This is a genomic window from Winogradskyella aurantiaca (assembly GCF_003362725.1).
Lineage (GTDB): Bacteria > Bacteroidota > Bacteroidia > Flavobacteriales > Flavobacteriaceae > Winogradskyella_A > Winogradskyella_A aurantiaca.
Genome location: NZ_QKTV01000006.1, coordinates 177004 through 202840 on the forward strand (window position 1 = coordinate 177004; position 25837 = coordinate 202840).

General features: G+C 37.6%; 25 protein-coding genes. 6 read left to right on the forward strand and 19 right to left on the reverse strand.

Features of this window, described 5'->3' with window-relative positions:
* Window positions 1-68 precede the first annotated feature (68 nt).
* Both DN064_RS11315 and DN064_RS11320 read left to right on the forward strand, forming a co-directional pair.
* Entirely contained in the window at window positions 69-1070 is a 1002-nt protein-coding gene (locus tag DN064_RS11315; RefSeq protein WP_115462766.1) for an NAD(P)H-dependent glycerol-3-phosphate dehydrogenase, read from the forward strand.
* Between the two features lie 147 nt (window positions 1071-1217).
* On the forward strand, window positions 1218-3113 hold the full coding sequence (locus DN064_RS11320; RefSeq protein ID WP_115462767.1) for a CocE/NonD family hydrolase: 1896 nt from the start codon (window positions 1218-1220) through the stop codon (window positions 3111-3113).
* Between the two features lie 16 nt (window positions 3114-3129).
* Here DN064_RS11320 and DN064_RS11325 read toward each other — a convergent pair whose 3' ends face one another.
* The 3 genes from DN064_RS11325 to DN064_RS11335 are packed head-to-tail and all read right to left on the reverse strand — an operon-like array spanning window position 3130 to window position 4948.
* Window positions 3130-3525, reverse strand: coding sequence for a hypothetical protein (locus tag DN064_RS11325; RefSeq protein ID WP_115462768.1), 396 nt, complete (start codon window positions 3523-3525; stop codon window positions 3130-3132).
* Between the two features lie 11 nt (window positions 3526-3536).
* Window positions 3537-4556, reverse strand: a complete 1020-nt coding sequence (pheS, locus tag DN064_RS11330) for a phenylalanine--tRNA ligase subunit alpha (protein WP_115462769.1) — start codon at window positions 4554-4556, stop codon at window positions 3537-3539.
* Window positions 4557-4591: 35 nt separating this feature from the next.
* On the reverse strand, window positions 4592-4948 hold the full coding sequence (locus tag DN064_RS11335) for a hypothetical protein (protein WP_115462770.1): 357 nt from the start codon (window positions 4946-4948) through the stop codon (window positions 4592-4594).
* Between the two features lie 71 nt (window positions 4949-5019).
* Here DN064_RS11335 and DN064_RS11340 point away from each other — a divergent pair, with 71 nt between their 5' ends.
* Window positions 5020-5535, forward strand: a complete 516-nt coding sequence (locus tag DN064_RS11340) for a CvpA family protein (RefSeq protein WP_115462771.1) — start codon at window positions 5020-5022, stop codon at window positions 5533-5535.
* Here the strand turns inward: DN064_RS11340 and DN064_RS11345 are convergent.
* The 15 genes from DN064_RS11345 to DN064_RS11415 all read right to left on the reverse strand — a co-directional run bounded on the left by DN064_RS11345 (window position 5532) and on the right by DN064_RS11415 (window position 21349).
* Entirely contained in the window at window positions 5532-7406 is a 1875-nt protein-coding gene (locus tag DN064_RS11345; RefSeq protein WP_115462772.1) for a SulP family inorganic anion transporter, read from the reverse strand. The genes DN064_RS11340 and DN064_RS11345 overlap by 4 nt on opposite strands.
* A 96-nt stretch (window positions 7407-7502) precedes the next feature.
* On the reverse strand, window positions 7503-8129 hold the full coding sequence (locus tag DN064_RS11350; protein WP_115462818.1) for a carbonic anhydrase family protein: 627 nt from the start codon (window positions 8127-8129) through the stop codon (window positions 7503-7505).
* A 27-nt stretch (window positions 8130-8156) separates the two neighbouring features.
* Window positions 8157-8981 (reverse strand): universal stress protein, encoded by an 825-nt coding sequence (locus DN064_RS11355; protein WP_115462773.1) that lies wholly within the window; start codon window positions 8979-8981, stop codon window positions 8157-8159.
* A gap of 11 nt (window positions 8982-8992) precedes the next feature.
* On the reverse strand, window positions 8993-10573 hold the full coding sequence (locus DN064_RS11360) for a SulP family inorganic anion transporter (protein ID WP_115462774.1): 1581 nt from the start codon (window positions 10571-10573) through the stop codon (window positions 8993-8995).
* Window positions 10574-10671: 98 nt separating this feature from the next.
* The gene (locus tag DN064_RS11365) at window positions 10672-10962 is read right to left on the reverse strand and encodes a hypothetical protein (protein WP_115462775.1); all 291 of its coding nucleotides are present in this window, start codon (window positions 10960-10962) and stop codon (window positions 10672-10674) included.
* Between the two features lie 43 nt (window positions 10963-11005).
* Entirely contained in the window at window positions 11006-11761 is a 756-nt protein-coding gene (locus DN064_RS11370; RefSeq protein WP_115462776.1) for a tetratricopeptide repeat protein, read from the reverse strand.
* Complete coding sequence (locus tag DN064_RS11375; RefSeq protein WP_232827476.1) at window positions 11762-13492, reverse strand: BatD family protein; 1731 nt, start codon at window positions 13490-13492, stop codon at window positions 11762-11764.
* Between the two features lie 93 nt (window positions 13493-13585).
* Window positions 13586-14407, reverse strand: a complete 822-nt coding sequence (locus DN064_RS11380; RefSeq protein WP_115462778.1) for an aerotolerance regulator BatC — start codon at window positions 14405-14407, stop codon at window positions 13586-13588.
* On the reverse strand, window positions 14404-14919 hold the full coding sequence (locus DN064_RS11385) for a hypothetical protein (RefSeq protein WP_115462779.1): 516 nt from the start codon (window positions 14917-14919) through the stop codon (window positions 14404-14406). Before DN064_RS11385 ends, DN064_RS11380 begins: the two co-directional genes overlap by 4 nt.
* 12 nt (window positions 14920-14931) lie before the next feature.
* Entirely contained in the window at window positions 14932-15969 is a 1038-nt protein-coding gene (locus DN064_RS11390; protein WP_115462780.1) for a VWA domain-containing protein, read from the reverse strand.
* A complete protein-coding gene (locus DN064_RS11395) occupies window positions 15962-16966 on the reverse strand; it encodes a vWA domain-containing protein (protein WP_115462781.1) in 1005 nt (334 codons plus the stop codon). Before DN064_RS11395 ends, DN064_RS11390 begins: the two co-directional genes overlap by 8 nt.
* Entirely contained in the window at window positions 16966-18654 is a 1689-nt protein-coding gene (locus tag DN064_RS11400; protein WP_232827477.1) for an ETRAMP family protein, read from the reverse strand. The genes DN064_RS11395 and DN064_RS11400 overlap by 1 nt, the downstream gene beginning before the upstream one ends.
* 3 nt (window positions 18655-18657) lie before the next feature.
* Window positions 18658-19524, reverse strand: a complete 867-nt coding sequence (locus tag DN064_RS11405; protein ID WP_115462782.1) for a DUF58 domain-containing protein — start codon at window positions 19522-19524, stop codon at window positions 18658-18660.
* A gap of 73 nt (window positions 19525-19597) precedes the next feature.
* On the reverse strand, window positions 19598-20599 hold the full coding sequence (locus DN064_RS11410; protein ID WP_115462783.1) for an AAA family ATPase: 1002 nt from the start codon (window positions 20597-20599) through the stop codon (window positions 19598-19600).
* A gap of 183 nt (window positions 20600-20782) precedes the next feature.
* A complete protein-coding gene (locus tag DN064_RS11415) occupies window positions 20783-21349 on the reverse strand; it encodes a DUF4382 domain-containing protein (RefSeq protein WP_157962301.1) in 567 nt (188 codons plus the stop codon).
* A 316-nt stretch (window positions 21350-21665) separates the two neighbouring features.
* Between DN064_RS11415 and DN064_RS11420 the strand changes: the two genes are divergently transcribed.
* Genes DN064_RS11420 through DN064_RS11430 form a run of 3 tightly spaced genes read left to right on the forward strand, consistent with a single transcriptional unit; the run spans window position 21666 to window position 24450 of the window.
* Window positions 21666-22529: an aldo/keto reductase gene (locus tag DN064_RS11420; RefSeq protein ID WP_115462785.1), complete on the forward strand. Its 864-nt coding sequence runs from the start codon at window positions 21666-21668 to the stop codon at window positions 22527-22529.
* Window positions 22530-22538: 9 nt separating this feature from the next.
* A complete protein-coding gene (locus DN064_RS11425) occupies window positions 22539-23297 on the forward strand; it encodes an SDR family NAD(P)-dependent oxidoreductase (protein WP_115462786.1) in 759 nt (252 codons plus the stop codon).
* 19 nt (window positions 23298-23316) lie between these two features.
* Complete coding sequence (locus tag DN064_RS11430; RefSeq protein WP_115462787.1) at window positions 23317-24450, forward strand: ATP-binding protein; 1134 nt, start codon at window positions 23317-23319, stop codon at window positions 24448-24450.
* A gap of 197 nt (window positions 24451-24647) precedes the next feature.
* Here the strand turns inward: DN064_RS11430 and DN064_RS11435 are convergent, their stop codons facing one another.
* The gene (locus DN064_RS11435; protein ID WP_115462788.1) at window positions 24648-25835 is read right to left on the reverse strand and encodes a DUF1501 domain-containing protein; all 1188 of its coding nucleotides are present in this window, start codon (window positions 25833-25835) and stop codon (window positions 24648-24650) included.
* Window positions 25836-25837: the final 2 nt, after the last annotated feature.

Below are 25837 nucleotides of genomic sequence, written 5' to 3' on the forward strand. Positions count from 1 at the left end.
ACTAAAAAATTATAGAGTATCAGGGAAATAAAATTGATTATTTTTGATTGCAATTATCTGCAAAACTTATGTCCTCAGAACTTAAATATGCCGTATTTGGCGGTGGAAGTTGGGCTACGGCCATTGTTAAAATGCTGTGCGAAAATCTTGATGAAGTGGGTTGGTATATGCGCAGTGTATATGCCAAACAGCACATTGAGAATGAGCAACACAACCCTAATTATTTGAGCTCTGTAGAGTTTCATCTGGAGCAATTAAAGCTGAGTAATGATATTAATGAGATGGTGCGCTATGCAGACGTATTGTTTTTTGTAATTCCCTCAGCCTTTATGCATAAGGAATTGGAAAAAATTTCGGAGCCTCTTGATGGTAAAATTATAGTATCAGCCGTTAAGGGAATTATGCCTGAATCAGGCCTTTTGGTTGGTGAGCACTTTCATGATATCTACAACATTCCTTTTGATCATATAGCAGTTATAGCAGGCCCATGTCATGCTGAAGAAGTTGCTCTGGAACGATTATCCTATTTAACCATTTCGTGCGCTGATTCTTTAAAAGCTCAAGCCATTGCTGATAAATTGTCTTCGTCATATATTAAAACAAAAATTAGTGATGATATTATAGGAACCGAATATGCGGTAATGCTTAAAAATATTTACGCAATTGCTGCCGGAATAGCCCACGGACTAGGTTATGGTGATAACTTTCAAAGTGTCCTGATGAGTAATGCTATAAGAGAGATGAAACGTTTCATCAAAAAAATGCACAAAATGAAACGTAACATTAATAATTCTGCTTATTTGGGTGATTTGTTAGTTACCGGTTATTCCATCTTTTCTAGAAATCGCATGTTTGGTAATATGATAGGTAAGGGGTACACTGTAAAATCTGCTATGATGGAAATGAATATGGTAGCAGAAGGTTACTATGCGACTAAGAGTGCCTACCTATTAAATGAAAAAAATCTTAAAAAAACCCGCATTCCAATTATCGAAGCGGTCTATGCTGTTTTATATGACAATAAAAATCCAAAAAAGGTCTTTAAAAAATTAACCGAAAAACTGGATTAAAATCGTTCAATAAAAAACCAAACACGTTTTCCTCAGCTAAAACATTCTCATAATCCATGGTTATTATTTAACAAAAGCTTGCGTCTGATTTGTTTTTATAACAGGTCTATTTCATTAATTTTAAGCAGTTATAAACCCACTTCATTTATGAAATATTCACTGTCATTGCTTTGCCTTATAGGCTTTGCTTTTTTGATCAATGCCCAAACCTTAGAACCAACATACATTAAGGACAACTATACTAAAACGGAGTATTCTATTCCTATGCGTGATGGTCTTAAACTCTTTACCATCGTATACACCCCAAAAGATCAGTCTAAAACCTATCCAATTCTTCTTAATCGAACTTGTTACAATGCATCTCGAAGTGCTGATTACGACTTTGGATACCCCTCATCTTATCTTGTAAAAGACAAGTATATTATGGTCTTTCAAGACGTGCGCGGGCGCTATATGTCTGAAGGTTTGTTTACCACCATGACACCTAATATTCCAGGAAATGATGTGACTAATACTAAAGATATTGATGAGAGTTCAGACACTTATGACACCATTGAATGGCTGATCAATAACATACCAAACAACAATAAAAAGGTAGGCATGCTGGGCATTTCATATCCTGGGTTTTATACCGCCGCGGGTATTCCGGATGCGCACCCAGCGCTTAAAGCATCCTCACCTCAGGCTCCAATTGCCGATTTCTTTTTTGATGATTTTCATCATCATGGAGCTTTTTTACAATCCTATACAGCAGCATTTGCTGTTTTTGGATATCAGAAGGACAGCTTAACAAACACACCCTGGTATACAGATAAGATCATGCGCTTCTACGCCAGTGCTCCAAAAGATGGATACAATTTTCATTTAGAGCAAGGACCATTAAAGAACATTACCAAAAACTACCATTTCGATAATTTTTTCTGGAAGGAAATAACTGAACACCCCAATTACGATGAATTCTGGCAGCGCCGCTCCATTTTACCACACTTAAAAAATGTGAACCATGCTGTTATGACTGTGGGTGGTTGGTTTGATGCCGAAGATCTTTACGGACCACTCAATATTTACAAGTCCATTGAAGAGTCGAGCCCTAATGCCCAAAACACCATTGTAATGGGCCCATGGGATCATGGTGGCTGGGCGCGTGAACGTGGTAAAACCACACATAATCATATTTATTTTGGTGATAGTATATCTACCTATTATCAGCGTGATGTGGAACGTAAATTCTTTGCCCATTATTTAAAAGGGAAAGGTGATACAAAATTTGCGGAAGCCCTGATGTTTGATACAGGGAGTAAGAAATGGGAAACCTTTAAAGAATGGCCGCCAAAAGACATCCCCCAATTACGGCTACATTTTGGTAAAAATGGTAGGCTTGGAGTAAATCAACCTTTGGATGAAAATGCTGTCTTTGACTATACTAGCGATCCAGCGAAGCCTGTGCCCTACAGATCGCAAACCGAAGGTTTGACCTTTACACCGCGGCAATTTATGACCGATGATCAGCGTCATGCCTCCACTCGTCCAGATGTTCTTACCTTTCAATCAGATATACTCACAGAAGACACTGTACTGGCTGGAGAAATTATTGCTAAATTAAAAGTGGCTATGACCGGTACAGATGCAGATTTTGTTGTAAAACTCATCGATGTGTATCCGGACGATCATCCTAACTACGAACACAATGAGAAAAATATTGTCATGGCTGGGTATCAACAATTAGTTCGCTCTGAGGTATATAGAGGTCGTTTCAGAAATAGCTATGAAACTCCAGAACCTTTTGTACCCAATCAGGTTACAGACGTTAATGTTCCTTTACAAGATATTTTACACACCTTTAAAAAAGGGCATCGTATTATGATTCAAATTCACAGTACTTGGTTCCCATATATCGACAGAAATCCTCAGAAATATGTCGACAATATTTATGAAGCTAATGAAGAGGACTTCATAAAAAGTACCATTAGCGTCTACGGTAATTCTGTTATTGAAATTGGAAATACTCCTGATATTCAGATGCCATCTGATTTTAAAGATTAAATGGATATCATATAAATTATTTGCGCAGAATCCCCTTTAAGTTCATTAAAGGAATGTTTTGCAGGGCCTTGGTATTAATGGCGTTTTTCTCAAAGAGATAGGTCTTATCAAACATTTGATTATCCTTAAAAAACGTCACTTTAAACTCATTATTAAGCGCTAATACCTTTTCCTGAAGATATTCCACCTTGGCATAACTGCGTGCTGGTAACAAGGGCAATTGATGGCGCATAGGAGGAGTGATCTTTTCTGAAGAATAGCCTTTAGAGACAATCAAAACCATTTCAAGATCAACATCGGAATTATTAATAACATAAGCATTCCAATCCATGGTCTTGTATTCTATATGCTGTTCCTGCACAACAGCCAGAAACATATCTTCAACATCCGGAATATGAATGTCTTTTCGCATTAAAAAACAGTTTACAAAGCAGACTTAAATTGCTCTAAAAAGCGGACGTCATTTTCACTAAGAAGTCTAATATCACTAATCTGATGCAATAGCAACGCAATACGGTCGATTCCCATTCCAAAGGCAAAACCAGAGTATTCTTTCGAATCAATACCACAATTATCCAAAACGTTGGGGTCCACCATACCACAGCCCATGATCTCTAACCAGCCTGTACCCTTAGTCATTTTATAGTCCGTTTCAGTTTCTAGGCCCCAATATACATCTACTTCTGCACTGGGCTCGGTAAATGGAAAATAAGAGGGTCTTAAGCGAATCTTAGATTTACCAAACATCTCGGTTGTAAAATATTGAAGGGTTTGTTTCAAATCAGCAAAACTCACGTCCTTATCAATATATAAGCCTTCCACCTGATGAAAAAAACAGTGTGATCTTGCTGAAATAGCTTCGTTCCTGTATACTCTTCCTGGTGAAATGGTTCTAATGGGAGGCTGATTTTGTTCCATATAGCGCACCTGAACAGAACTTGTGTGCGTACGCAAAAGAATATCCGGATCAGTTTGAATAAAAAAGGTGTCCTGCATATCTCGCGCTGGATGATATTCTGGCAGATTTAAAGCTGTAAAGTTGTGCCAATCATCCTCAATTTCTGGACCTTCACTAACGTTAAACCCAATTCTTGAAAAGATGTCTATGATCTGATTTTTAACTATAGAAATTGGATGTCTTGCACCTATTGAGACTGGTTGTCCTGGTCTTGTTAGATCTCCAAACAGCCCAGCATCCTGTTCTTGATTTTCCAAGGCATCCTTGAGTTCGTTAACTTTGTTTTGAGCGGTTAGTTTAAGTTGATTAATAGCCTGACCAAATTCTTTTTTTTGATCATTGGCAATATTTTTAAATTCTGCAAAATATGAATTTAGTAATCCTTTTTTTCCAAGATACTTGATTCTATAAGCTTCAACTTCTTCTTTAGATTGCGCTGTAAATGCTTCAGCTTCTGCAATTAACTCTTTAATCTTATCAATCATCTAGCACGTTTTCAAGAGGGCAAATTTAAAAAAACTTAGTCGATAAACTTCGTTTCAACGAAATAGTTGACAATAGCTTCTTTCATTAAAACACTTTGCTCGCCAGCCTTTAAAAATGGTAGTTGTTCTTTTACCTTGTAGTGTGGCCATCCATCGTCATCAACATAGTCAAATTCGTAAAACCCATAAGGTTCCAGTAGCTTACAAATGGCAATGTGCATAAGGTCAAGCTTATGATCTTTTTTAAAATCTCTATGTATTTGCCCCAATTCCTGGACACCAATCAAGTAGATGATGGCATCCAGCTCCATTTCATCACCATCAGCAAACTGAGCCGACAACTTTTCAACTACCAATTCCCACCTATTTTTTAACAACGGATCCCTAGACATACTTTCTTTAATAAAACTGGCGTTATAAAAGAGTGTCAAAGTTAATCTATATTTGTTAAAACCCCTGCAACATGAGTGTCATTGATATTGTATTAGGATCCCTCTTAATAATAGGAACTATTAGAGGCCTCACCAAAGGACTATTTGTAGAGGTTGCCTCCTTATTGGCATTGGTGCTAGGGATTTTTGGTGCCGTTCATTTTAGCAATTATGCATCTGAATTTATATATCCTCATGTTGAATGGGATGAAAAAACACTTCAAATCATCAGTTTCGCTGTAACCTTCGTAGCTATTGTTATGGCCATTGGGCTTGCAGGCAAGGCACTGACCAAGCTTGCTGATTTTGCTGCACTTGGTCTCTTAAATAAATTGCTTGGAGCATTATTTGGTTTCGTAAAAATCGCACTTATTCTTAGCATCGTCCTTTTAATTATTGAAAAGGTTAATGCTAACATTCCTTTTTTAACTCCCAAAGAATTAAAGAAAAGTGCTTTGTACGTGCCAGTTAAATCGCTAGCTCCTTCTATTTTTCCTAGCTTCAAGGATATAGATATTGACCTTTCAAAGGTGAGTGACGATATTTAGGCTACATCCTCCACATTAGAATTTATCCAATCTAAACAAGCTTCAAAATCCTCAAAAATGTGTTCTTCGGGTATAAAATCTGGAATAATATCAATGCGCTCCATTAAATAGCGTGGCTGCGTCGATAAACCTACGAACAGTACCATGACATTCTTTTTCTGTAAACTAAGTAGCATATCCTCCATAGCATATAGCCCAGATTGATCCATATACTGCATACGCTTCAAGCGCATGACGACGTACCGCGCAGTCTCAGGAATTTGTTTTTGTAACTGTTGAAAATTGTCCGTTGAGCCAAAAAACAAGGGACCTCTCAAGTGCTTAATAAAGACTTCTTCTTTCAAATTTCTTGGGAAATCTTTCTCATCTGGCCATTCAACTTCTTTAAGAGGTTGCACCTCTGAACGGCTTCCTGTTATATCTCCTATTTTTTTCATAAACATAAGAGACGCTATAACCAAACCAATACCCACAGCATACACCAAATTCCAAAATGTGGATAAAACCAACACCACCAGCATTATTAATACTTCGGAACTCAATTTAAGTTTTAAAAACGCCAAACTAATAGAAATATCCTTGGGCAAACTTGGAATTGCTTTAAGTCCTTTATAGTCCATAACACCAATTCCAACGGTAATCAATATTCCAGCTAATACTGCCGCTGGTATTTTAGAAGCAATAGGACCTAAACCTAAAAGAATAATCAGTAGCATGATACCCGCTATCATCCCTGACAATCTTGTTTTACCACCGGCATTGATATTAACTACTGTTCTAATGGTAGCTCCTGCTCCTGGAATGCCCCCAAACAAGGCTGCAATACTATTGCCAATGCCCTGACCTACCAATTCTTTGTTGGGTTTATGTTTGGTCTTGGTCATATTGTCCGCAACCACACTAGTCAATAAAGAATCTATAGCTCCCAGTAGGGCAAGGGATAGGGCCGTAAATATATATGGAGACACAGCGTTTACACTAAAGCCAGTGAAGATATCCATATTTATGTTTGGAATTCCTGTTGGTATTTCTTCAATTGGTCGATAATCTATACCAAATCCAACGGCTACACCAGACATGACAAGGAGGGCCACCAAGGTGCTTGGTATGACCGTTGTAATCCGCTTAAAGCCGTAAATTATAACGATGGTGAAAATGACCAATACTAGCTCCAACAAATCAATATTATTAATTGCTCTCGGTATGGACCTAATGGCACCCATGACACCAGAGGATTCATTGGCGGCTAGATTCTTCGCTTCTTGAAGAATTTCTTCCTCACTTATTAATGAGGCCCTACCTATGGTATCCTCAAAATCTTCAATGTTTAAAATCTCTTCCCCTGATTCTTCTTTTAGAATATCTTCAAGGATTACCTGCTTAGCCATTGGTTTAAATTGCTCCACATAGGTAAGGTCCTCCTTGACGTAATAGCCTAAGGCTGGAAGAATTTGAGTGATTAAAATAATCACCCCAATAGCTGTCATAAAACCTGAAACAACAGGATATGGAATGTAACGTATGTATTTCCCTAGACCCAATACTCCTAAGAGGATTTGTAATAATCCTGCAATAAGAAATACCGTTAAGATAGCAGGCAGCGCCTTATCTACACTTCCGTCATTGGCCGTTATAATTCCAGCAATAATAATGGTGCTTACTGCCGTCATTGGAGCCGTTGGTCCCGAAATCTGTGTATTGGTACCACCAAAAAGGGCGGCAAAAAAACTTATAAATATGGCTCCATAGAGGCCTGCACTCGGGCCTAATCCAGAGGATACCCCAAAAGCCAAAGCTAAAGGTAGCGCCACAACACCAGCGGTAATTCCCCCAAACGCATCTCCCCGAAAATTGGCAAAAAACTGCTTCATAAATCGAGGCACTAAGATATGTTATTTGCATAAAAAAGCAGCCCAAATATAACCTTGGACTGCTTATTTTAACCTATATCGTTTTAGTGTAATCCTTTACATGAAACTAACCTTGCCAGTATTTATGTCGTACATAGCTCCTACTATTTGAATTTCATTAAAATCTTCCATTTCCTTCAAAACGGGGCTTTGCTTTCTAATATTGGCAATAGTCATTTCTACATTCTTAACGGCCACATTATTAACAAACTCTATGTTAGAAGAGTTGCGTTTACTTTCATCAGTTGGTTCCTGAACCGCAGCTACTGCAGGTTTAATTTTACTAACCAAAGCTGTTAAGTTTCCGAGTTTAGCATCATCGCAGGCACCTTTCACCGCTCCGCAACTGGTATGACCTAAGACAACAATTACCTTAGTGCCCGCAAGTTTGCAAGCAAATTCCATACTTCCCAAAATGTCCTCATTAACAAAGTTTCCTGCTATTCTTACACTAAAAATATCACCGATACCCTGATCAAATATGAGTTCGGAGGAGACCCTTGAATCTATACAACTTAGAATAGTTGCGAATGGGTACTGACCCGTACTTGTGTCCGATACCTGATCCAGTAAATCCCTATTAAGTTCCTTGTGAGCAACGAAGCGTTCGTTACCATCTTTCAACATTTGAATCGCCATATTTGAAGAAATGGCGGCTTGTGTTTCTTTTGTATGTGCTTTTATCATAGATTGTTTTAGTTATGTAGCTTGTTATATTCCTGATAGCCGTTCCGATCCTTTTCCGGAGATCAAAACCGACATATCTATTTTATTAATCAGACTTCTAAGACTAGAAGTAGATTTTGTTGTTTTACTCAGACGCTTTTTGTCCCGGTTAACTAAGAGTAAATTAACACTGCTCTTATTCAAATACTTCGAAATCTTATCCATAATATTGGTGCCTCCTTCAAAAACAAATTCTACCTGATTGGCAGTAGAAGAATCTTTATTCTCCATTGGAAAATCAACGCCACTGTCTGTTTTAAATACTTTAAGTGGTTTTTTACTTCGCTTCATAATAGCTGAAACAAAAGTACCTTCCAATTCATCTGATGAGCTATTTAAGGCGCCCAACGACAATTCTGGAAATTGTGACAACTCTTTTCCTTCAGCCGCAATAACAACAGCACCATCATGCTTCTTTAGAACAAAATCGGTAACCCCATCACCAATGATTTTAGCAAACTTAGGTTTACGTTTACCTAAGATAACCGTATCTGGTTTAAAGTCATTTATAACTTTACGTAACTCTCCTCTGACGCTGCCGTATACAAGATTATAGTTAACTGATTCGCCTAGATGATCTGCCAAATCTGCAATGTGTTTGCTTGTAGTCATATAGTCTTTGTTAATACTCCGCATTGCTGAAAATTGATTTTCCCCTCCCACAATACTACTGGGTTTTTTAACATGAAAAAACAACACCTCGCTGTCCACCAGACCAGCCAATCCAGTGGCATGGTTTAGAACACTCTCAGTGGTTTCCTTAAGATCCGTTAGAACAAGAATCTTGTGCTTAGGTTCTCTCTTATTCATAACTTGATATTTTAAATTGTACTGATTTTTAGTTTAAAGAAGTCGACAAAACTCTCCGGGTTCTCCACAATTCCTCTATTTGAAATAAGCTTAATATCGATATGGCGTTCACGCGCCTTAAAAGCAAAATCTTCAAGGATCTCTATAATATCATTGTCCAAATACTTGGTCTGTCTAACATCTAACTCAAGGAAAGTGTCTCTAGGAAGGCTGTCTAATTCTTTTAAGATGGCCCCTTTATTAAAGAAGGTTACTTCCTCAGCAAGGGTCATTTTTATTTTGTGCTTGCCATTACTTTTATCTTCAATATGCAGGAAGTGCGAGTTCTGATAGCTTTTTATCAAAATAACAGCAATACCAACTAGTAGTCCCATACTTATACCTACAAGGAGATCGGTGAATATAATACCTAAAACAGTCACGATAAAAGGCACAAATTGCTTCCAGCCTAAAGCATACATTTGTTTAAATAGTGCCGGTTTAGCTAGTTTATATCCAACAATGAAAAGTACTGCTGCCAGGACCGACAGCGGTATCATATTCAATAATCTTGGGATAAGAATGACAGAAATCAATAAAAAGAAGCCATGAATAATAGCCGACATTTTACTTTTGCCACCAGACTGAATATTAGCCGAAGATCTAACAATCACCTGAGTAATGGGTAACCCACCGATAAGACCAGAAATAATATTTCCTGTACCCTGTGCTAATAATTCTCTATTGGTTGGAGTCACATTTTTATCAGGATCTAATTTATCAGTGGCCTCCACACACAATAAAGTTTCAAGACTTGCCACTAACGCAATAGTGAAGGCTACCACCCATATTTCAGGATTAGTAATTTGAGAAAAATTAGGGAAGCTAAATTGGTTTAAAAAAGATGTTGTGTCTTCCGGAACGGGAACACTTACCAAATGTGTCGTAGCTATGGAAAGTGTCTCATTTGATTTGGTAAGAACATAGAATATAATACCTACAACAACAGCAACTAATGGGCCCTGTATAATGGTGAATATTTTGCTTTTTTTGGCTAATACATTACCCCAAACCAACAAAATACCTAAAGCTACAACTCCTATCAGCGCGGAACCAGGTTGAATGAAATTTACAATATTAAAAAGTTCAGAAAAGGTATTTTCGCCATCCATTTGGAGAAAGGCCATATCCCCTTCAGGATCGGCATCATAGCCAAAAAAGTGTGGAATCTGTTTAAGAATAATAATAATTCCAATACCTGTCAACATTCCTTTGATGACAGAAGAAGGAAAATAGTACCCAATAATTCCAGCTCTTAAGACTCCAAACAACAACTGGATAAGTCCACCTAGAACCACGGCCACCAGAAAATTTTCAAAACCACCTAAAGTCCCTATAGCAGATAGAACAATAGCCGCTAATCCTGCAGCAGGACCACTAACACCAATTTTAGAGCCACTTAAGGCTCCAACTACAATTCCACCTACAATACCTGCAATTAATCCAGAAAATAAAGGGGCCCCACTGGCTAAAGCAATTCCTAAACATAAAGGAAGGGCTACAAAAAATACCACGATACTCGATGGTATATCGTTTTTTAAAGTTTTAAACATAGTTTAAGATTTGTTTTCTCAATAGGTTTTGTGCTTTTGTATTGAGAAACGATTGAAAAATGGCAAACTAATTTGCCTTGATCGATTCAGCTAGGAAACTATGCTTCCGGAGGGGGTGATACCTGATTCAGGTAAGGTCTCGAATAATTTTTAAGCGCATGTTGCATAGCGCTGGAATAAAGAGAATCCTCAATAGGAGTCTCATCATTCCCATCGAAATCTTCACAAATTAATTTAAAGCTCTCCGTCTCTTCTTCTTCTCCAAGTCCATCGATATTGGTAATGTCAATAGAGTCATCCATTGACGCAATAACCACTGGAGATGAGACAATTGCCAAAAATAAAACAGTGAATAAAATGGCTGTTTTAGCTTGGAAACATTTTTTCATAGACCTAAATATAACAATATGAGGTCTATATCAATAAAAATTATTAAAAATTATTGAGTAGTTTGATGTCCTCAGACTGAATCCACCCAAGTGTTCCGTCTGAGAGTTTGATCTTTTTCCAATTCTTTAAAGTATCGACTACCTGCACTTTAGTACCTTCATGTAATCTAAATGCCTCCTCGCTTCTAAGATTAGGTTCAGCCTTGACACGACTTTCCTGAACAAATACAATTGCTGGCCTGTCATTAATATCAAGTCGTTGTTTTTGAAAGGCCATAAAAAGAGAAAAAAACGAGAGTGCAAGAGACACTCCACTAACTACAAAGGCCACACGCTTTTGATTTGAGATTGATGCAAAGCGATATAGGAGAAACAATATTACAAAGATGAACACAAAACTAATCGCCGTTACAGCCCAAGCATTATAACTCATGAGATTAATGATGTTGTTAAACAGCCTTGCAAAACCAACCTCTGGAACCGTATCAATGGCATCAATGGTCATGTTCCTGGCAAAATTGGCATTGTTCCTAATCTCCTTATCATTGGGCTTTAGTTGCAGTGCCTTTTCATAATAATAAATGCTAGGCGCTATATGATTCATCTTATAATGGGCATTGGCTAAATTAAAGTACACTTCGGCAGAGTGTTCCCCATTATCTAAAAGTCTCTGATACTGATCAATGGCATCAGCATATTGACCCTCATTGTATAAGGTATTACCCTTTTCAAACAAATCCATGTTTTGGGCACCGACGGACCAAAAACAAAACGAGATGATAAGAATCAGATACTTCATTTAACGCATTTGTTTATCTATGAGACTTATAGTTTTAGCAGCCTTGTCATAATCGGCTTTCATGGCTACTTCAGTTGAAGGAGTGTATCTAGCCAATTCGCAATTTTCCAGTAACTCCTTAAAGTTTTGAATCTCTTCTTCTTTAACCTGACGCTGTTGTAACAATTCTGCAATCCGTTCTTTACTTAAGTCACTGGTTTCAATATAAAGTTTAGCTTTCAAGTAGTTGTGTAAGGCTTTTTCTAAAGAGATATAGAAGGTTTCTTTTTGCCCTAATTCCTTCTTAGCAACACTCAAATACTTTCTTACCATTTTATTGGCCTTTCTAGCTTTCTTTCCTTGAACATCCGCATCTCTAATGTCTTTCTGACGTCTGAACACAATGGCAATTGGAATGGCTAAAAACGGCACAAGGAACAGGCTCCAAAACAAACGAGATTGGAAAAAGTCCTGAGCAATTTTTGGTTTTAATTTGGTGCTTGTTTTAATAAAAGCAAATTGATCTGATACGTTAATGGTAGATTTCTGTGGACTACTGACTGCCGGGTCTGCATTGTTAGACGCAATAGAAGGGTCATTTGAAGGGCCTTCGAGAACGTCAATAACCAGTTCATCTGAATTAATCCGTTTATAAGTTTTTGAATCCAAATCAAAATAAGAAAAGGATATACTTGGTACTGGGTATTTACCACGGTATTGGGGTACTATGGTATAGGTATTAGATATACTTCCACGCATGCCGCGCAAATCTGTTCTTACATTGTCTTTATACTCTGGCTCGTAAACCTCTAAGGAACTAGGAACATTAAGTTCTGGTAATTCAAAAAGTTTGAGATTTCCTTTACCACTGACCTCCACCTTTGCCTGTAGGGATTCTGTTGCGTTCAAGGATGTTTTTGAAGTGGTAACACTAAAATCAAAACGCCCCACTGCTCCCTTAAAATCAGCAGGTTTCCCTGCTTCCGGAAGGGGCTTAGCATTAATACTTACAGCACCAGCAGTAACAGTTTGAGGCACCTTGGTCATAATGCGATTTCCAAAAATATCATATCGGCTCGAGGGCACCTCGACTGTGACATCCAGTACATAAGGCTCCAAATCTAACTTCCCTGATTTCTGAGGGTAAAGCACCACTTTCTTCAGCACCACATAGCGATAATCCTCACCTTTATATTGTCCAGATTCTGCCTTAAAACCTTTGATTTCTATATTTTGACTCCAAAAATCATTAAATCTTGGATTGTCCTTTTCGGTCCAATTACTTACCCCGGTATCAAGAGCTACGTACAACTTATACACAACTGTAATAGCCTCATTTATGTATGGATTGGTTTTAGAAACCTCTGCAACCAAATGAATTTTTTCTGAAGCAATGTAAGAAGCACTATCCTGTCCGCCAGGTTTATTTACAGCATCGGTTACTTCAATAGTAATGGGGAAAGTCTTGTAAATTTCATCATCGATTTCAATGGTGGCCTGTTTAATCGTGAATTTACCCTTCTTCTTGGGTGCCAAAAAATAACTATAGGTCTTTTTATAGGAGCGCTTGCCATTAAACCAGGAATTACTCACTGAAGTATTGGGCCCACCAACAACTGAAAATGCCGAAAAATCAGGAGGGTTAAAATTATCCCCGTCCTTATTCATTTCAAAATCTATGCGTAAACGCTCATTGATACCTAATTTTTTCTTACTCACTTTGGCTTCAAACTTAACCTGAGCAAAGGACATACCCGAACATACGCTTAACGCAATAAAAAGTAAATATGTCTTAAAAGCCAATTTCATGTCTAGTCTAGTCTTTGGATTGCAATTGCATTAAGGCTACCAGTCTTTCTCAGTTTTAACCTTGGCGCCTTTTTGCTTTTTGGCATTCATTTTTTCCTGAACTTTCTGCTCCTGATTATTCATAGCATCCAGGATATTTTTTATTTGCTGTGGAGATAGCTTGCCTTGCTGAGGCTTATTCTGTTGTGGTTTTTTATTGTTTTCACCTTCACCATTGTCATTCTTTTCATCTTTAGGCTGACCATTCTCATCTTCTTCCTCTTCTCCTTGCTTTTGATCCTGATCTCCCTGATCTTTTTGGTTTTCTTTATTATCCTGATCCTTTTCTTTCTGCTCGTCTTCCTTATCCTTTTGGTCTTCCTTATTCTCGTCTTCCTTGTCACTTTCCCCTCCACCATCTTGTTGCTGTTCAGCACATTCTTTGGCTAGGGCAAAATTATACCGTGTTTCATCATCAGTTGGATCATTTCGTAAAGCATTCTTAAATGCCTCTACAGCCTCTTTACACTTTTCATTCTTCATTAAGATATTCCCAATATTATGAAAAGCCCTATGCCGTGCGTCCTTTGAAGTGGCCGCCTTGGCTGCTTCCTGATTTCTATACAAGGCCTCTTCGTAACTTTCACTATTGTAATAAATATGACCTAAGTTATAAGCCCCTGCCACATTAGCTGATTGGGTAGATAAGGCTTTGCGGTATTCCATCTCAGCAGCGATAAAATCGTCATCCTGAATTAACTGATTACCTTCGTAAACAAGATTATTAGCCGCTGCTTCCTGTTCTTTTTGCTTAGTATCCTCCTGCGCGTTCACGTTTACAACCGCCATCAATACAAATATGTAAATCCAATATTTCATTGCGCTGTCTTTTGTTTAAACTCAGTAACTAAATACGTTTTTTTCCAGTTGCAATTGTTATAGACTCCTACTGTAAATTTATAAGTGTTGGCATCTATATACTCCCAACAATCAGTTAAATCTGTACCTCCATAGGAATAGAAATAATAAATAGTATTTCCATCAACCATGAGTTGACCATTGGTAACACCCCCAAATCTATCAAATTCCCAGAATTCTAGTTTCTCGGTTGAAGCATTATACAGGCGAACTCCATGATTTCGTTTACCTAGCTCTTGTTGTTTGTCATCTATATATCCAATAGTCTCAGCAAGAACTATTTGTTTACACAGATCAAAACTAAAATGAACTTCCTGTTCAAATTTAGTACCGTTAGACCATTGACCACTGGCTTTCCAGGTTTTTCCAATGAGATTATTAAATCCTTCAAGCCCCTTAGATTGACCAAATATCGGACTGATCCCCAATGAAATGGAACTGAGAATGAGGCATCTAAAAATCAGCTGTTTCATGACAATCATCTTTTAGAGATTTTCATTAAAGAGGTTTAACTTTTTTAACCATGCCGTTTTTCTTTCGAGTAAAAACACATCGACGAAAATCAGCAATATTCCTAAAGCTAAAAACCACTGGAACTGATCTTTAAAATCAGCGATCTGTTTGGATTCGAATTCCGTTTTATCGGTCTTTTCCAGAATGTCTTTAATGGTCGCCACAACGTCTCCGGTGTTTCGTCCATTTATATAGGTCCCATTGGCCTTTTCGGCAATTTCTTTAAGAACTGCCTCATCAAGTTTAGTGATCACCGTTTCACCGTTATTGTCTTTCTTATAATTAAGAACAACCCCATTCCTTTTTATAGGTATTGGGCCGCCCTTAGTATCTCCAACACCGATGGTAAATATCTTAATGCCACTTTCAGCGGCATCTTCTGCCGCATCTACTGCTTCATTTTCATGGTCCTCGCCATCTGAAATGATGATTAGGATTCTATTGGTCTGCTCTTCGTTATCGTAATAGGTTTTGGACAATTCAATCGCTTCATGAATGGCCGTTCCTTGAGAAGATAACATATCGGTATTCATGTTTTGTAAAAACATCTTTGCCGAAGCATAATCGGTTGTAATTGGTAATTGTGGAAATGCATTGCCCGCATATGCTATAATACCAATCCTATCACTAGCCAGATTATTAACAATCTGCGTTACCAGTTGTTTGGCCTTCTCCAATCGATTGGGAGCAATATCTTCGGCCAACATACTTTTAGAGACATCAACGGCAAACACAATATCCACCCCCTGACTTCGTACGGTCTCCATCTTAGTTCCAATTTTAGGATTCACCAAAGCCAATGACAAGCAAGCGAATGCCCCACTTAATACAACCAACTTGAGAAGACCTTTGAATAAGGACTGATTTGGAGCGAGTTTCTGTAGTAACTTTTTATCAGCAAATTTTTTCTGAACGCGAAGCTTCCATATCTGAAGTATCAGAAATACAACTCCTATAGCGGGTATCACTAACAAAGTCCAAAACCATATTTTCTCATCTAACCTAAACAAAACTTCTAAAAATGGTATGTCTTAAAATAAACTCAAATATTAAAAATAGGCCTGCCAAAATAACTAATGGCCTATATTTTTCTTCGTAATTATAGTATTTACGCTCCTCAACCTCTGTTTTTTCAAGTTTATTGATTTCATCGTAAATATCTTCCAATTTTTTATTGTTGGTAGCTCTAAAATAAAGGCCTCCTGTTGCCTCAGCAATCTCCTGAAGTAACTCCTCGTCAATCTCCACCTGAACACGACCATACTGGAAGGTTCCATCGCGTCGAATACCAATGGGTGAAAGTGCCATTCCATTGGTACCTAAACCAATAGTATAAGTTTTGATGCCATATTCCACCGCTAATTCACTTGCTATTTTTGGGTCAATAAACCCAGCATTATTGACACCATCAGTTAAAAGAATTATGACCTTACTCTTAGCTTTACTGTCTTTTAATCGGTTGACTGAGGTTGCTAATCCCATTCCAATGGCTGTACCTCCTTCAATTATGGTGTTATACTTAATATCACGTAAGGCCCTTAGAACAATATTCTTATCACTTGTTATAGGTGTTTTGGTATAACTCTCTCCTGCATATTCCACCAACCCAATCCTATCATTCGGACGCCCCTTAATAAAATCTTCAGCCACCTCTTTAAGTGCTTCCAATCGATTAGGCAGTAAGTCTTTTGCCAGCATACTTGCAGAAACATCAATGGCCATTACAATATCAATACCTTTGGTTGTCTTTGTCTTAGTTGAGACATCAACAGTTCTAGGTCTGGCCAGTGCTGTAATTAGCAAACCAAGGGCCAAAATACGAAGTACAAAAAGGACGTGCTTTAATTTAGCCCAAACAGATCCTTTTAGTTTAAACCCACTTACGGTTGAAATTTTAAATTCAGAAGTCTGACGCTTGTTGGTAAACACATACCAAACAATGGCTACAGGAATGCAAAGCAGTAACCAAAATAATTCTTTATTTAAAAATTCTATATTCTCAAACATTAGTTTTCCTCTTCTACTTCATCCGGTATTAGTTCCAGCGAGTCTATAATTCTCTGAGACACTGCTTCCAAATAAGGGTCGCCTTCGTGCCAGCTAATGGCAATTACCTGCGTCACATTATTGGACATGAAAATAAAAATAGCATACTCAACAGGCACTGTTTCATTTCCAACCTTGGTGTTAAACGTCCCAAAGGTTTTCAATCCTTCAGCCGCATTCGGTGTTATAAACTGATCCCGTTTCACCAGAATATCTTGTGCTCCATTGGCTTCAAATTTCTGGATAACTCCTTCTGAACTTTCCAGAATTTTTTGCGCTTTAAATTCTTCATCCTTGTATTGTTTCATCTCTTCTTCATCAACGATGTAGGTTATGGTTCCTACCTCGATAAAAAAGCCTGCTAATAAGGAATTATAATTGAAAATAGTAGTTTTCACCTTGCCTTCCATTCCTTCGGGTGCAGGTTGGGGATCACGTTTTAAAACCTGAGGAGTTTCAACAAATATGGGAGGAAATCCATAAGCACTACTTACCCATTGACCTTCTAACAACTCTTTGCTCTCCTTTCCAACAATGGTATCCTTGACATAGGTGAAGCCATAGGTGATACCAAAACCAATAAAGGTGGCTACCAATAAAAATACCGATGCTGCGACAGTTATAATTATCTTCTTACGTTTCTTTCGCTGTTCTTGCTCCAAGCGGTACTGTTCATTGAGCAACTTCTCTTCTTCAGAAGGTTCTGGAAGCACAAGTTTAACCTCATCAATCTCTTTCTCAATTGTAGTCTTGTCCATCTCAGCCAGAGCTATATCTGGTTCTGATTTGGCAAACTTTACAAGATCAGCACGTTTAAGGATGGTCTCTATATTCTTTATGGTGTCTTTCTTTAAGGGTATTTGATTGCCCTCCTTTAAAAGCTCTAATCGTGTTATTAGCTGATCAGTAGTACTTTCCATGGCCCGGTCATAGACCTTTTCATCCAGATACTTTCTTAGAATTAAAGTCAACTCAGAATAAAATTCTTTAACCTCTGACTGAATCAAATACCGACTTTCTTCAAGCTTGGTTAGCGCATATTTGGCTTGTTCGTAGGGCGGCATTAATGCCACTTCTTCCTCTTCGGTTAATGGTTTCTTTCTCCATATAAACCAATACAATAAAAAACCAGCAACCCCAAGACCTAACAACACCATGAGAAGAATTTTCCAGAAATTCCCGCTTGACTTATCAGCTTCTATGATAGGTTTTATATCATAAAGACCTTGTTTAGTAGTATCTACTTCCACCCCAACAACAGATACCAATAACGAATCTGTAAAAAATGGTTGCTCCTGAATAAGGACTTTTTGACGTGGAATCACATAGGACCCCGAGTCAAATTGGGTAAGTAAATAAGTTCTTAGAAGCTCAATTTTATCCGCTTTTCTTATACTGTCTATCGCGGTGCTCTCAACTAATTCCAATGGAAGGAATGTTTGACCTTCAGGAAAAACCACAAGATTAGTAGTATCGGTTTCAACTTTTATCTCATACTTAATTTGCTCTCCAATTGCTATTTGAGTCGTGTCAACCTTTGAGCTAACCTGCGCCCATGATGTTACAGTAAAAACCAGAAGAACTGCGAGCAAAAAATTGAATTTTCGCAACAAGTATATAGAACGATATGTTGGTTTATCTTCTGACATTATTTACGATCGCCGTTTAAAATATCCTAATAGCTTCTTTACATAACTCTCATCCACTCGGCAATTGATGGTTCCAGCACCGGATTTAGTGAAGCTATCTTTAAAATATCCTACATGCTCATTATAATTTTTAGCATAGTTGGTTCTAACTGCTTTAGATGCAGTATTAACCAGCATCAGTTCCCCAGTTTCTTCATCTTGCATGGATACCATTCCTAAATTAGGCAACTCTTCTTCATGTCGATCGTAAATCCTAATTCCTGTGATATCGTGTTTTCCTGCCGCAATTTTCAAATTATGACGGTAACCATCAGTTAAGAAATCAGATAAAACAAACACGATGGCCTTTTTCTTCATCACATTAGAAAGAAACTTTATGGCTTCAGCAATATCAGTCCGTTTACTCTTTGGTTTAAACTCCAAAAGTTCACGAATTATACGCAGTACGTGTGAGCGCCCTTTCTTGGGTGGAATGTAAAGTTCAATCTCGTCTGAGAATAAAATCAATCCAATCTTATCATTATTTTGAGTAGCCGAAAAAGCCAGGGTAGCCGCTATTTCAGTCACAATCTCATCCTTAAACTGATTTTTTGTGCCAAAAAATTTTGAGCCCGAAACATCAGCCACTAACATCATTGTTAATTCTCGTTCTTCCTCAAACACCTTCACATAGGGCTCATTGTATCTAGCCGTAACATTCCAATCGATATTTCTAACATCATCACCAAATTGATACTGGCGGACCTCAGAAAAGGTCATACCGCGGCCCTTAAAGGTAGAGTGGTACTCACCTCCAAAAATATGATCAGACAGACGTCGTGTCTTAATCTCTATTTTTCGAACTTTTTTTAGCAGTGCTTTGGTATCCATGTATCAATTTAGATTGCCGATTGTTGATTTGCGATGCTTGTTCATCGCGATGCCAGGTCTTTAATCTTAAATTCTATGGTACTTCAATTTCATTAACGATTTTGTTGATGAGATCAACCGAGGTTACGTTTTCTGCTTCTGCTTCGTAAGTAATCCCTATTCTGTGTCTTAACACATCGTGCACCACAGCACGCACATCTTCAGGAACAACATAACCGCGCCTCTTTATAAAAGCATAACATTTAGCAGCTGTTGCCAAGTTGATACTTCCCCTCGGAGAAGCGCCAAATGAAATCAATGGTTTAATATCGGGTAAGCGGTATTTCTCGGGGTAGCGAGTAGCAAAGATGATATCTAAAATATACTTCTCAATTTTCTCATCCATATAAACCATGCGTACAGCTTTTTGTGCACTTAATATCTGTTCTACAGATACCACTGGATTAACCTTATCAAAGGCCCCTTTTAAATTAGCTCTAACAATTAACTGTTCTTCATCCAATTTTGGATAATCGATTACAGTCTTGAGCATAAAACGGTCTACCTGTGCTTCTGGTAACGGATAAGTTCCTTCTTGTTCAACGGGGTTTTGAGTTGCCATTACTAAAAAGGGTTTGTCCAGAACAAAAGTCTCATCACCAATGGTCACTTGCTTTTCTTGCATCGCCTCAAGTAAGGCCGATTGCACTTTGGCTGGAGCTCTGTTAATCTCATCTGCTAACACAAAATTGGCGAAAATAGGTCCCTTTTTTATTGAAAAATCGTTTTCCTTGATATTGTAAATTAAGGTACCTACTACATCTGCTGGTAAAAGATCTGGAGTAAACTGAATTCTGCTAAATGACCCAGACACCGCTTGAGAAAGGGTATTGATGGCCAACGTTTTTGCTAATCCAGGAACCCCTTCTAATAGAATATGTCCCTGACCTAACAAGCCAATTAATAAACGTTCCACCATATGCTTCTGACCTACAATTACCTTATTCATTTCAAGGGTTAATAGATCTACAAAAGCACTCTCTTTTTCTATTTTTTCATTAATGGCTTTAATATCAATTGTACCAGTTTCTTCCATTGTTTACAGTATTTTCAAAAGCTTAACGCCTTGATTTATCGAATTTGCAAATAATCAAAATTAAAATTGCTTTGCTGTTAATAATTGGTTAAAAATAAAAGAGGATTTCACTTCTGTGAAATCCTCTGTTTTAAGATGTTATATTTTGATTTATATGAACTATCTGCCTTGTTGTTTATTGTTTTAAAACAATTCGTACAAACGCATCTCTGTATTCATTTTTGGAGTTAAAATCACGTCCATTCCATTCATCTGGATGGATTTGTCAACTTCAAAATCAAGCGTAAACTCGTAAGACTTATTGGCTTGTAACGATCGGTCTACAGTATTTACAGATTCTTTATTTGATGCTTCAGGTGTATCAATAGCATAAAGTATGTTATTCATTACCATAGCATTGTCATCACCAAGAACTAACTTAACACTGTATACATGAGATACAGGAATTACCAAATCTTCTACCAGAATTAACTCAGCACCGTTATGCATGTCTGAAAAATCGAAAACTCCAGAGTTAAGAGCACCTAAACTCATCCATGATTTAGAGCTTAAAGCGTTTTCATCAATTTGGATTTGAACGTCTTTTACGTCCAAATAAACACCACTGTATAGCTCACTACTACTGGATAATTTTACCGATATGGATGTATGTGTACTAGTTTCATTAACGGCTTCATTAGAACATGAAGTCATAAAGGTTCCTATAAGTATTAGGATTAGTAGGCTTTTAGATAATTGTAAAGTTTTCATTGTTGGGGCGTTTAACATTTACACCACAATATTAGGTTAGGCGCCCCTTGACCGTTAGATTTTCTTTATAAAGTGCACAAAAATCAGTATAAAATGCATCGTTTTGCAGATTTCTTGGATAAACTGCACGATCAATACTGTGAAAAATAGAGTCATTTTAGAACCAGATCTCTCAAAAAATCAATGGTATTCTACTAAAACACTGTTAATCAAAGTGCTTATAACTTTATAAAACAAACAGAGATTTTGATCATTCATCTTGGTGATATTGAATATTTTTACATGAACTCCTTATTAACTTAATGACGATATCAGATTGAAATTTTCAAAAATTATTGCGGGTGTGATGACCTGGGGAAGCTGGGGTAAACAGCTTAATACCAAAGACATGCAATCGCTCATAGAACATTGTCTTGATATTGGAATCACAACATTTGACCATGCCGATATTTACGGTGCCTATAGCACTGAATCCGATTTTGGTAAGGCTTTAAGTGGCATGTCTATTGACCGATCTCAATTCCAATTGATCTCTAAATGTGGCATCCAGTATGTCTGTGACACTCGAGATAATACGGTTAAACATTATAATTACTCAAAGGATTATATCCTCTGGTCAGTTGAGCAATCACTCAACAACCTTCAAACCGAATATTTGGACTTGCTTTTACTGCATCGACCAAGTCCTCTGATGATAGCAGAAGAAATTGCAGAAGCTATTGAAATCCTGAAAAAAGAAGGTAAGATTAAGTCTTTTGGTGTTTCCAACTTTAATGCTTCACAAATGGATTTAGTTGGTTTTAGAACTGATGTCAATTATAATCAGGTAGAGTTTTCATTAACCCAGCACACCGCCATGCATGACGGCACATTTGACTACATGCTTTCCAATGGTGTTGGTGCAATGGCCTGGTCTCCTCTGGGAAGCTTTTTTAAAGACGACTCGGCACAATCTAAACGTATCAAAAACGTGCAAGACAAACTAACGGTTAAATATGATGCCAGTGCCGATCAGATTTTATTGGCTTGGATAATGACTCATCCGGTTAATATTTCTCCTGTTATTGGAACCACAACGAAAGAACGAATGAATTTGGCCAAAGAAGCCCTAACTATTAATTTGGAATTAGAAGACTGGTTTGAATTGCTAGTAGCAAGCCAGGGCCATAAAGTCCCATAAATACACGATATGAAAACAGCACTTATTACTGGAGCCACAAGCGGTATAGGAAGAGCCACTGCCATTGTTTTTGCACAGAACAATATCAAACTCATTCTTTGCGGAAGACGTCAAGACCGTCTTGATGAAATTGAAGAATTGCTCTCCCCTCAAACTGAGGTGCTCACTTTAAATTTTGATGTTAGAGATAAAATGGAAGTGAAGAACATACTTTCTAGTCTTCCAGAAAGCTTTAGTAAGGTTGATATATTAGTCAATAATGCCGGCAATGCGCACGGACTCGACCCAATTCAAACTGGTTCGGTTGACGATTGGGATGCCATGATCGATATCAATGTTAAAGGCCTATTATATGTAAGTGAGGCCATTATTCCATCAATGGTTGCTAATAATTCAGGCCAAATTATCAATATTGGCTCGTCTGCTGGAAAAGAAGTGTATCCAAGGGGCAACGTGTATTGTGCCAGCAAGCATGCAGTTCTAGCAATAACTGAAGGTATGCGTTTGGATTTGAATCCTCATGGAATTAAAGTGAGTGCTATCAACCCAGGATTAGTAGAAACAGAATTTTCAGAAGTTAGATTTAAAGGTGACCCCAAAGCAGAAAATGTCTACAAGGGTTATAAAGCTCTCCAAGCAGAAGATATTGCAGAGATCATTTATTTCGCCGTCACCAGACCTGCCCATGTAAATTTAGCCGATGTCCTTGTGTTTCCAACAGCCCAGGCGAACAGTACTACTGTAAAAAAAGAACTTATTGATTCCTAAGTTGCTTTTACTCTAGCTAATGATTAATAAGCGTTTATTGATTAAGAACCTCCTTGCTCATAATGATGAGAATAGTTTTTATGATAAAAAGCGTAAAATTGATATTAGCTTTAAAGAGGGAAAAGCGAAGTTCTTAAAGCACATCTGTGCCCTTAGCAATAGCAATCCTAAGAACAACTCCTATATCGTTATTGGTGTTGACGATGAGGAAAACAAAATTATTGGTGTTGATTTCTTTGATGATAGTAAAATTCAAAACCTTATCAATGCCTATCTTACCAATCCTCCAGTTGTACAATACGAAAATATTTCTTTTCCTCATCTCCCAGATGACAAAGTTGTGGGTCTTGTTACCATAAGGCCTATAGATCAGTTAACTGCTCTTAGAAAAAACATCTGGAAATATTATGGCGGAGCGGTGTTTTTCAGGGATGGAAGTATGAGTATGCCCAAGGTATTTGATATTGAAATTAAGGATGTTAATTCAAGAATAGTCACTGCTATAGAAAACCATGCTCAAAACAATATTGAGTTAACCCTAAATGGAGTCTTTGATTTTTTAAAGAAACGAAGCGACTATCGGCCGGAATATTTGGTGTTTCAGGAGTACTTTGTTTTGTGTTGGTCAGGATTGAAGAAGCAGGTCAAGGATGAAGTATTTTATTCTAGGGTAGACATCGAGTTAATCAATGAACAAGTACGGCTCTTCTATTCTGCTCTGGATGAAGTGGCCATTACCTACTCCAATAACTCATTTGAAATTGTTGAATATGTGCGATTGGGGCTAAACCAATCTTTTAAATATTACAAACTAGAACATACCATCATTAAATTTGCTGATAACGCCAGTTACCAAATTGAGTCCAACCTAATTTTTGAACCTCCACAATTTGATAAAAAGGTATTACACCATATTTACAATGCCAATAATGCCTTATTAAAAAAGCTTGAAAAAGGGCTTGTTCTTAGCCCAAATGAACAAGAGGATCTAAAAAACTTATCGGCTAGTTATCTTATCTGTTTCCTCAATGGTTTCCCTCAGGCAATTGAAAAATTACATCACGCCAAACCCTACCTCAAAAAACTCAGCCTTCCAATCTACAGAACTTATAAAGAGGCTGTTAGGATTCTAAGAAAGGTCAAGTACAACTAATAAAATTGTGCATTTCAACGTCGATAATGGCCTCATTATGTATTTCAAAGGTTTTTTTAACCATTCGTCAAAATATTTCATTCAAACTAAGTAGTTAAATGATATTTGTGGTGCTATTAATCAGTTAAAAGTAACCTTGTTTCTCCCAGCAACGTCTGGCATTGGAACGAGGTTTTTTTCTGCCCTTAACTGAACCATTATACAACCCCAAGGTCCTTAAAGCATCCATTAATAACAGACGAATCTTTTACCTGAAACCAGTCCTGTAGAATACTAGAATAGACCGCTCTAAAATCCACATTGAACTTAATATCACCGGTGGCATCAAGATCTGATAAACTTGCTAGTCTATTATAAAATCCTGGCCTTTTTAGTTTTTTACCGATAAGAAATACATTGCTTGCCGCACCATGGTCAGTACCATTAGCAGCGTTCTGCTTCACACGTCTTCCAAACTCTGAAAATGTGAGAATTAAGGTGTCCTCAAAAGTATTTCCTCGTTTGAGGTCCTTGACAAATGCCGCTACCGAATCTGCATAAGCTTCTAACAATCGTTTTTGAGGGTTAGCCTGATTGGCATGGGTATCAAAACCGGACAGACTGTGATAATACACCTTGGTATCCAGATGAGAATTAATAAACTGTGCAGACATTTTAAGCTGTCGCCCCAAATCGTTTTTAGGATAATCAACAGTAGAGCTGGACGTTTTAGTAGTCTCATACAAATAGGCAGCAGATGATTTGGCTTCAATCATGGTTTGATATAAGTATCCTAAATTATGTTCACTCAAGTGATGGTCATGAGCTCTATTCATAATCTTGTTAAAATAAGGATCTCTTGAGCTGTTGTAAAGTATCTTATAATCTTCTGTTGCAACACCACTAAAATGTTGGCCTTTTAAAGCAAGGCTTAACGACTCATTGGTTTCAATGGCATTATAGGCGTGCTGGCCTTCCTTATCCATAAATCTTCCGAGCCAACCTGTTTGTAATTTACTATGGGCATCCCCAGCACTTTGCCAAATATCCATGGACTTAAAATGCGACCTAACCGGATTTGGATAACCAACATTGTTAATGATACTTAATTCACCATTGTCGTATAAAGGCCTTAAAGCTTCTAAACTTGGATGGAAACCCAGGTCATCACTCACTTTTATAACCCCTTTTGTAATCGCCAATTTGGGTCTAGCCTTATAATAAATGTCGTTACGGTACGGGATAATGGTATTTAAGCCGTCATTTCCACCAGACAGCTGTATAACAACCAACCGCTTATAACCATTGGCTTTCATATAGGTAGCATCAAAGGCCTTTACAAAGGACGGCACCATTAGCATTCCGGAGGTCAGGGATGTTTTTTTTATAAAATCTCTTCTTTTCATGC

Excerpts from the sequence above, each read along its gene's own strand:
- DN064_RS11315 (WP_115462766.1), top strand. The coding sequence starts at position 69 with ATGTCCTCAGAACTTAAATATGCCGTATTTGGCGGTGGAAGTTGGGCT.
- DN064_RS11320 (WP_115462767.1), top strand. The coding sequence starts at position 1,218 with ATGAAATATTCACTGTCATTGCTTTGCCTTATAGGCTTTGCTTTTTTG.
- DN064_RS11325 (WP_115462768.1), bottom strand. The coding sequence starts at position 3,525 with ATGCGAAAAGACATTCATATTCCGGATGTTGAAGATATGTTTCTGGCT.
- pheS (WP_115462769.1), bottom strand. The coding sequence starts at position 4,556 with ATGATTGATAAGATTAAAGAGTTAATTGCAGAAGCTGAAGCATTTACA.
- DN064_RS11335 (WP_115462770.1), bottom strand. The coding sequence starts at position 4,948 with ATGTCTAGGGATCCGTTGTTAAAAAATAGGTGGGAATTGGTAGTTGAA.
- DN064_RS11340 (WP_115462771.1), top strand. The coding sequence starts at position 5,020 with ATGAGTGTCATTGATATTGTATTAGGATCCCTCTTAATAATAGGAACT.
- DN064_RS11345 (WP_115462772.1), bottom strand. The coding sequence starts at position 7,406 with ATGAAGCAGTTTTTTGCCAATTTTCGGGGAGATGCGTTTGGGGGAATT.
- DN064_RS11355 (WP_115462773.1), bottom strand. The coding sequence starts at position 8,981 with ATGAATAAGAGAGAACCTAAGCACAAGATTCTTGTTCTAACGGATCTT.
- DN064_RS11360 (WP_115462774.1), bottom strand. The coding sequence starts at position 10,573 with ATGTTTAAAACTTTAAAAAACGATATACCATCGAGTATCGTGGTATTT.
- DN064_RS11365 (WP_115462775.1), bottom strand. The coding sequence starts at position 10,962 with ATGAAAAAATGTTTCCAAGCTAAAACAGCCATTTTATTCACTGTTTTA.
- DN064_RS11370 (WP_115462776.1), bottom strand. The coding sequence starts at position 11,761 with ATGAAGTATCTGATTCTTATCATCTCGTTTTGTTTTTGGTCCGTCGGT.
- DN064_RS11375 (WP_232827476.1), bottom strand. The coding sequence starts at position 13,492 with ATGTCCTTTGCTCAGGTTAAGTTTGAAGCCAAAGTGAGTAAGAAAAAA.
- DN064_RS11380 (WP_115462778.1), bottom strand. The coding sequence starts at position 14,407 with ATGAAATATTGGATTTACATATTTGTATTGATGGCGGTTGTAAACGTG.
- DN064_RS11385 (WP_115462779.1), bottom strand. The coding sequence starts at position 14,919 with ATGAAACAGCTGATTTTTAGATGCCTCATTCTCAGTTCCATTTCATTG.
- DN064_RS11395 (WP_115462781.1), bottom strand. The coding sequence starts at position 16,966 with ATGTTTGAGAATATAGAATTTTTAAATAAAGAATTATTTTGGTTACTG.
- DN064_RS11400 (WP_232827477.1), bottom strand. The coding sequence starts at position 18,654 with ATGTCAGAAGATAAACCAACATATCGTTCTATATACTTGTTGCGAAAA.
- DN064_RS11405 (WP_115462782.1), bottom strand. The coding sequence starts at position 19,524 with ATGGATACCAAAGCACTGCTAAAAAAAGTTCGAAAAATAGAGATTAAG.
- DN064_RS11410 (WP_115462783.1), bottom strand. The coding sequence starts at position 20,599 with ATGGAAGAAACTGGTACAATTGATATTAAAGCCATTAATGAAAAAATA.
- DN064_RS11415 (WP_157962301.1), bottom strand. The coding sequence starts at position 21,349 with ATGAAAACTTTACAATTATCTAAAAGCCTACTAATCCTAATACTTATA.
- DN064_RS11425 (WP_115462786.1), top strand. The coding sequence starts at position 22,539 with ATGAAAACAGCACTTATTACTGGAGCCACAAGCGGTATAGGAAGAGCC.
- DN064_RS11430 (WP_115462787.1), top strand. The coding sequence starts at position 23,317 with ATGATTAATAAGCGTTTATTGATTAAGAACCTCCTTGCTCATAATGAT.
- DN064_RS11435 (WP_115462788.1), bottom strand. The coding sequence starts at position 25,835 with ATGAAAAGAAGAGATTTTATAAAAAAAACATCCCTGACCTCCGGAATG.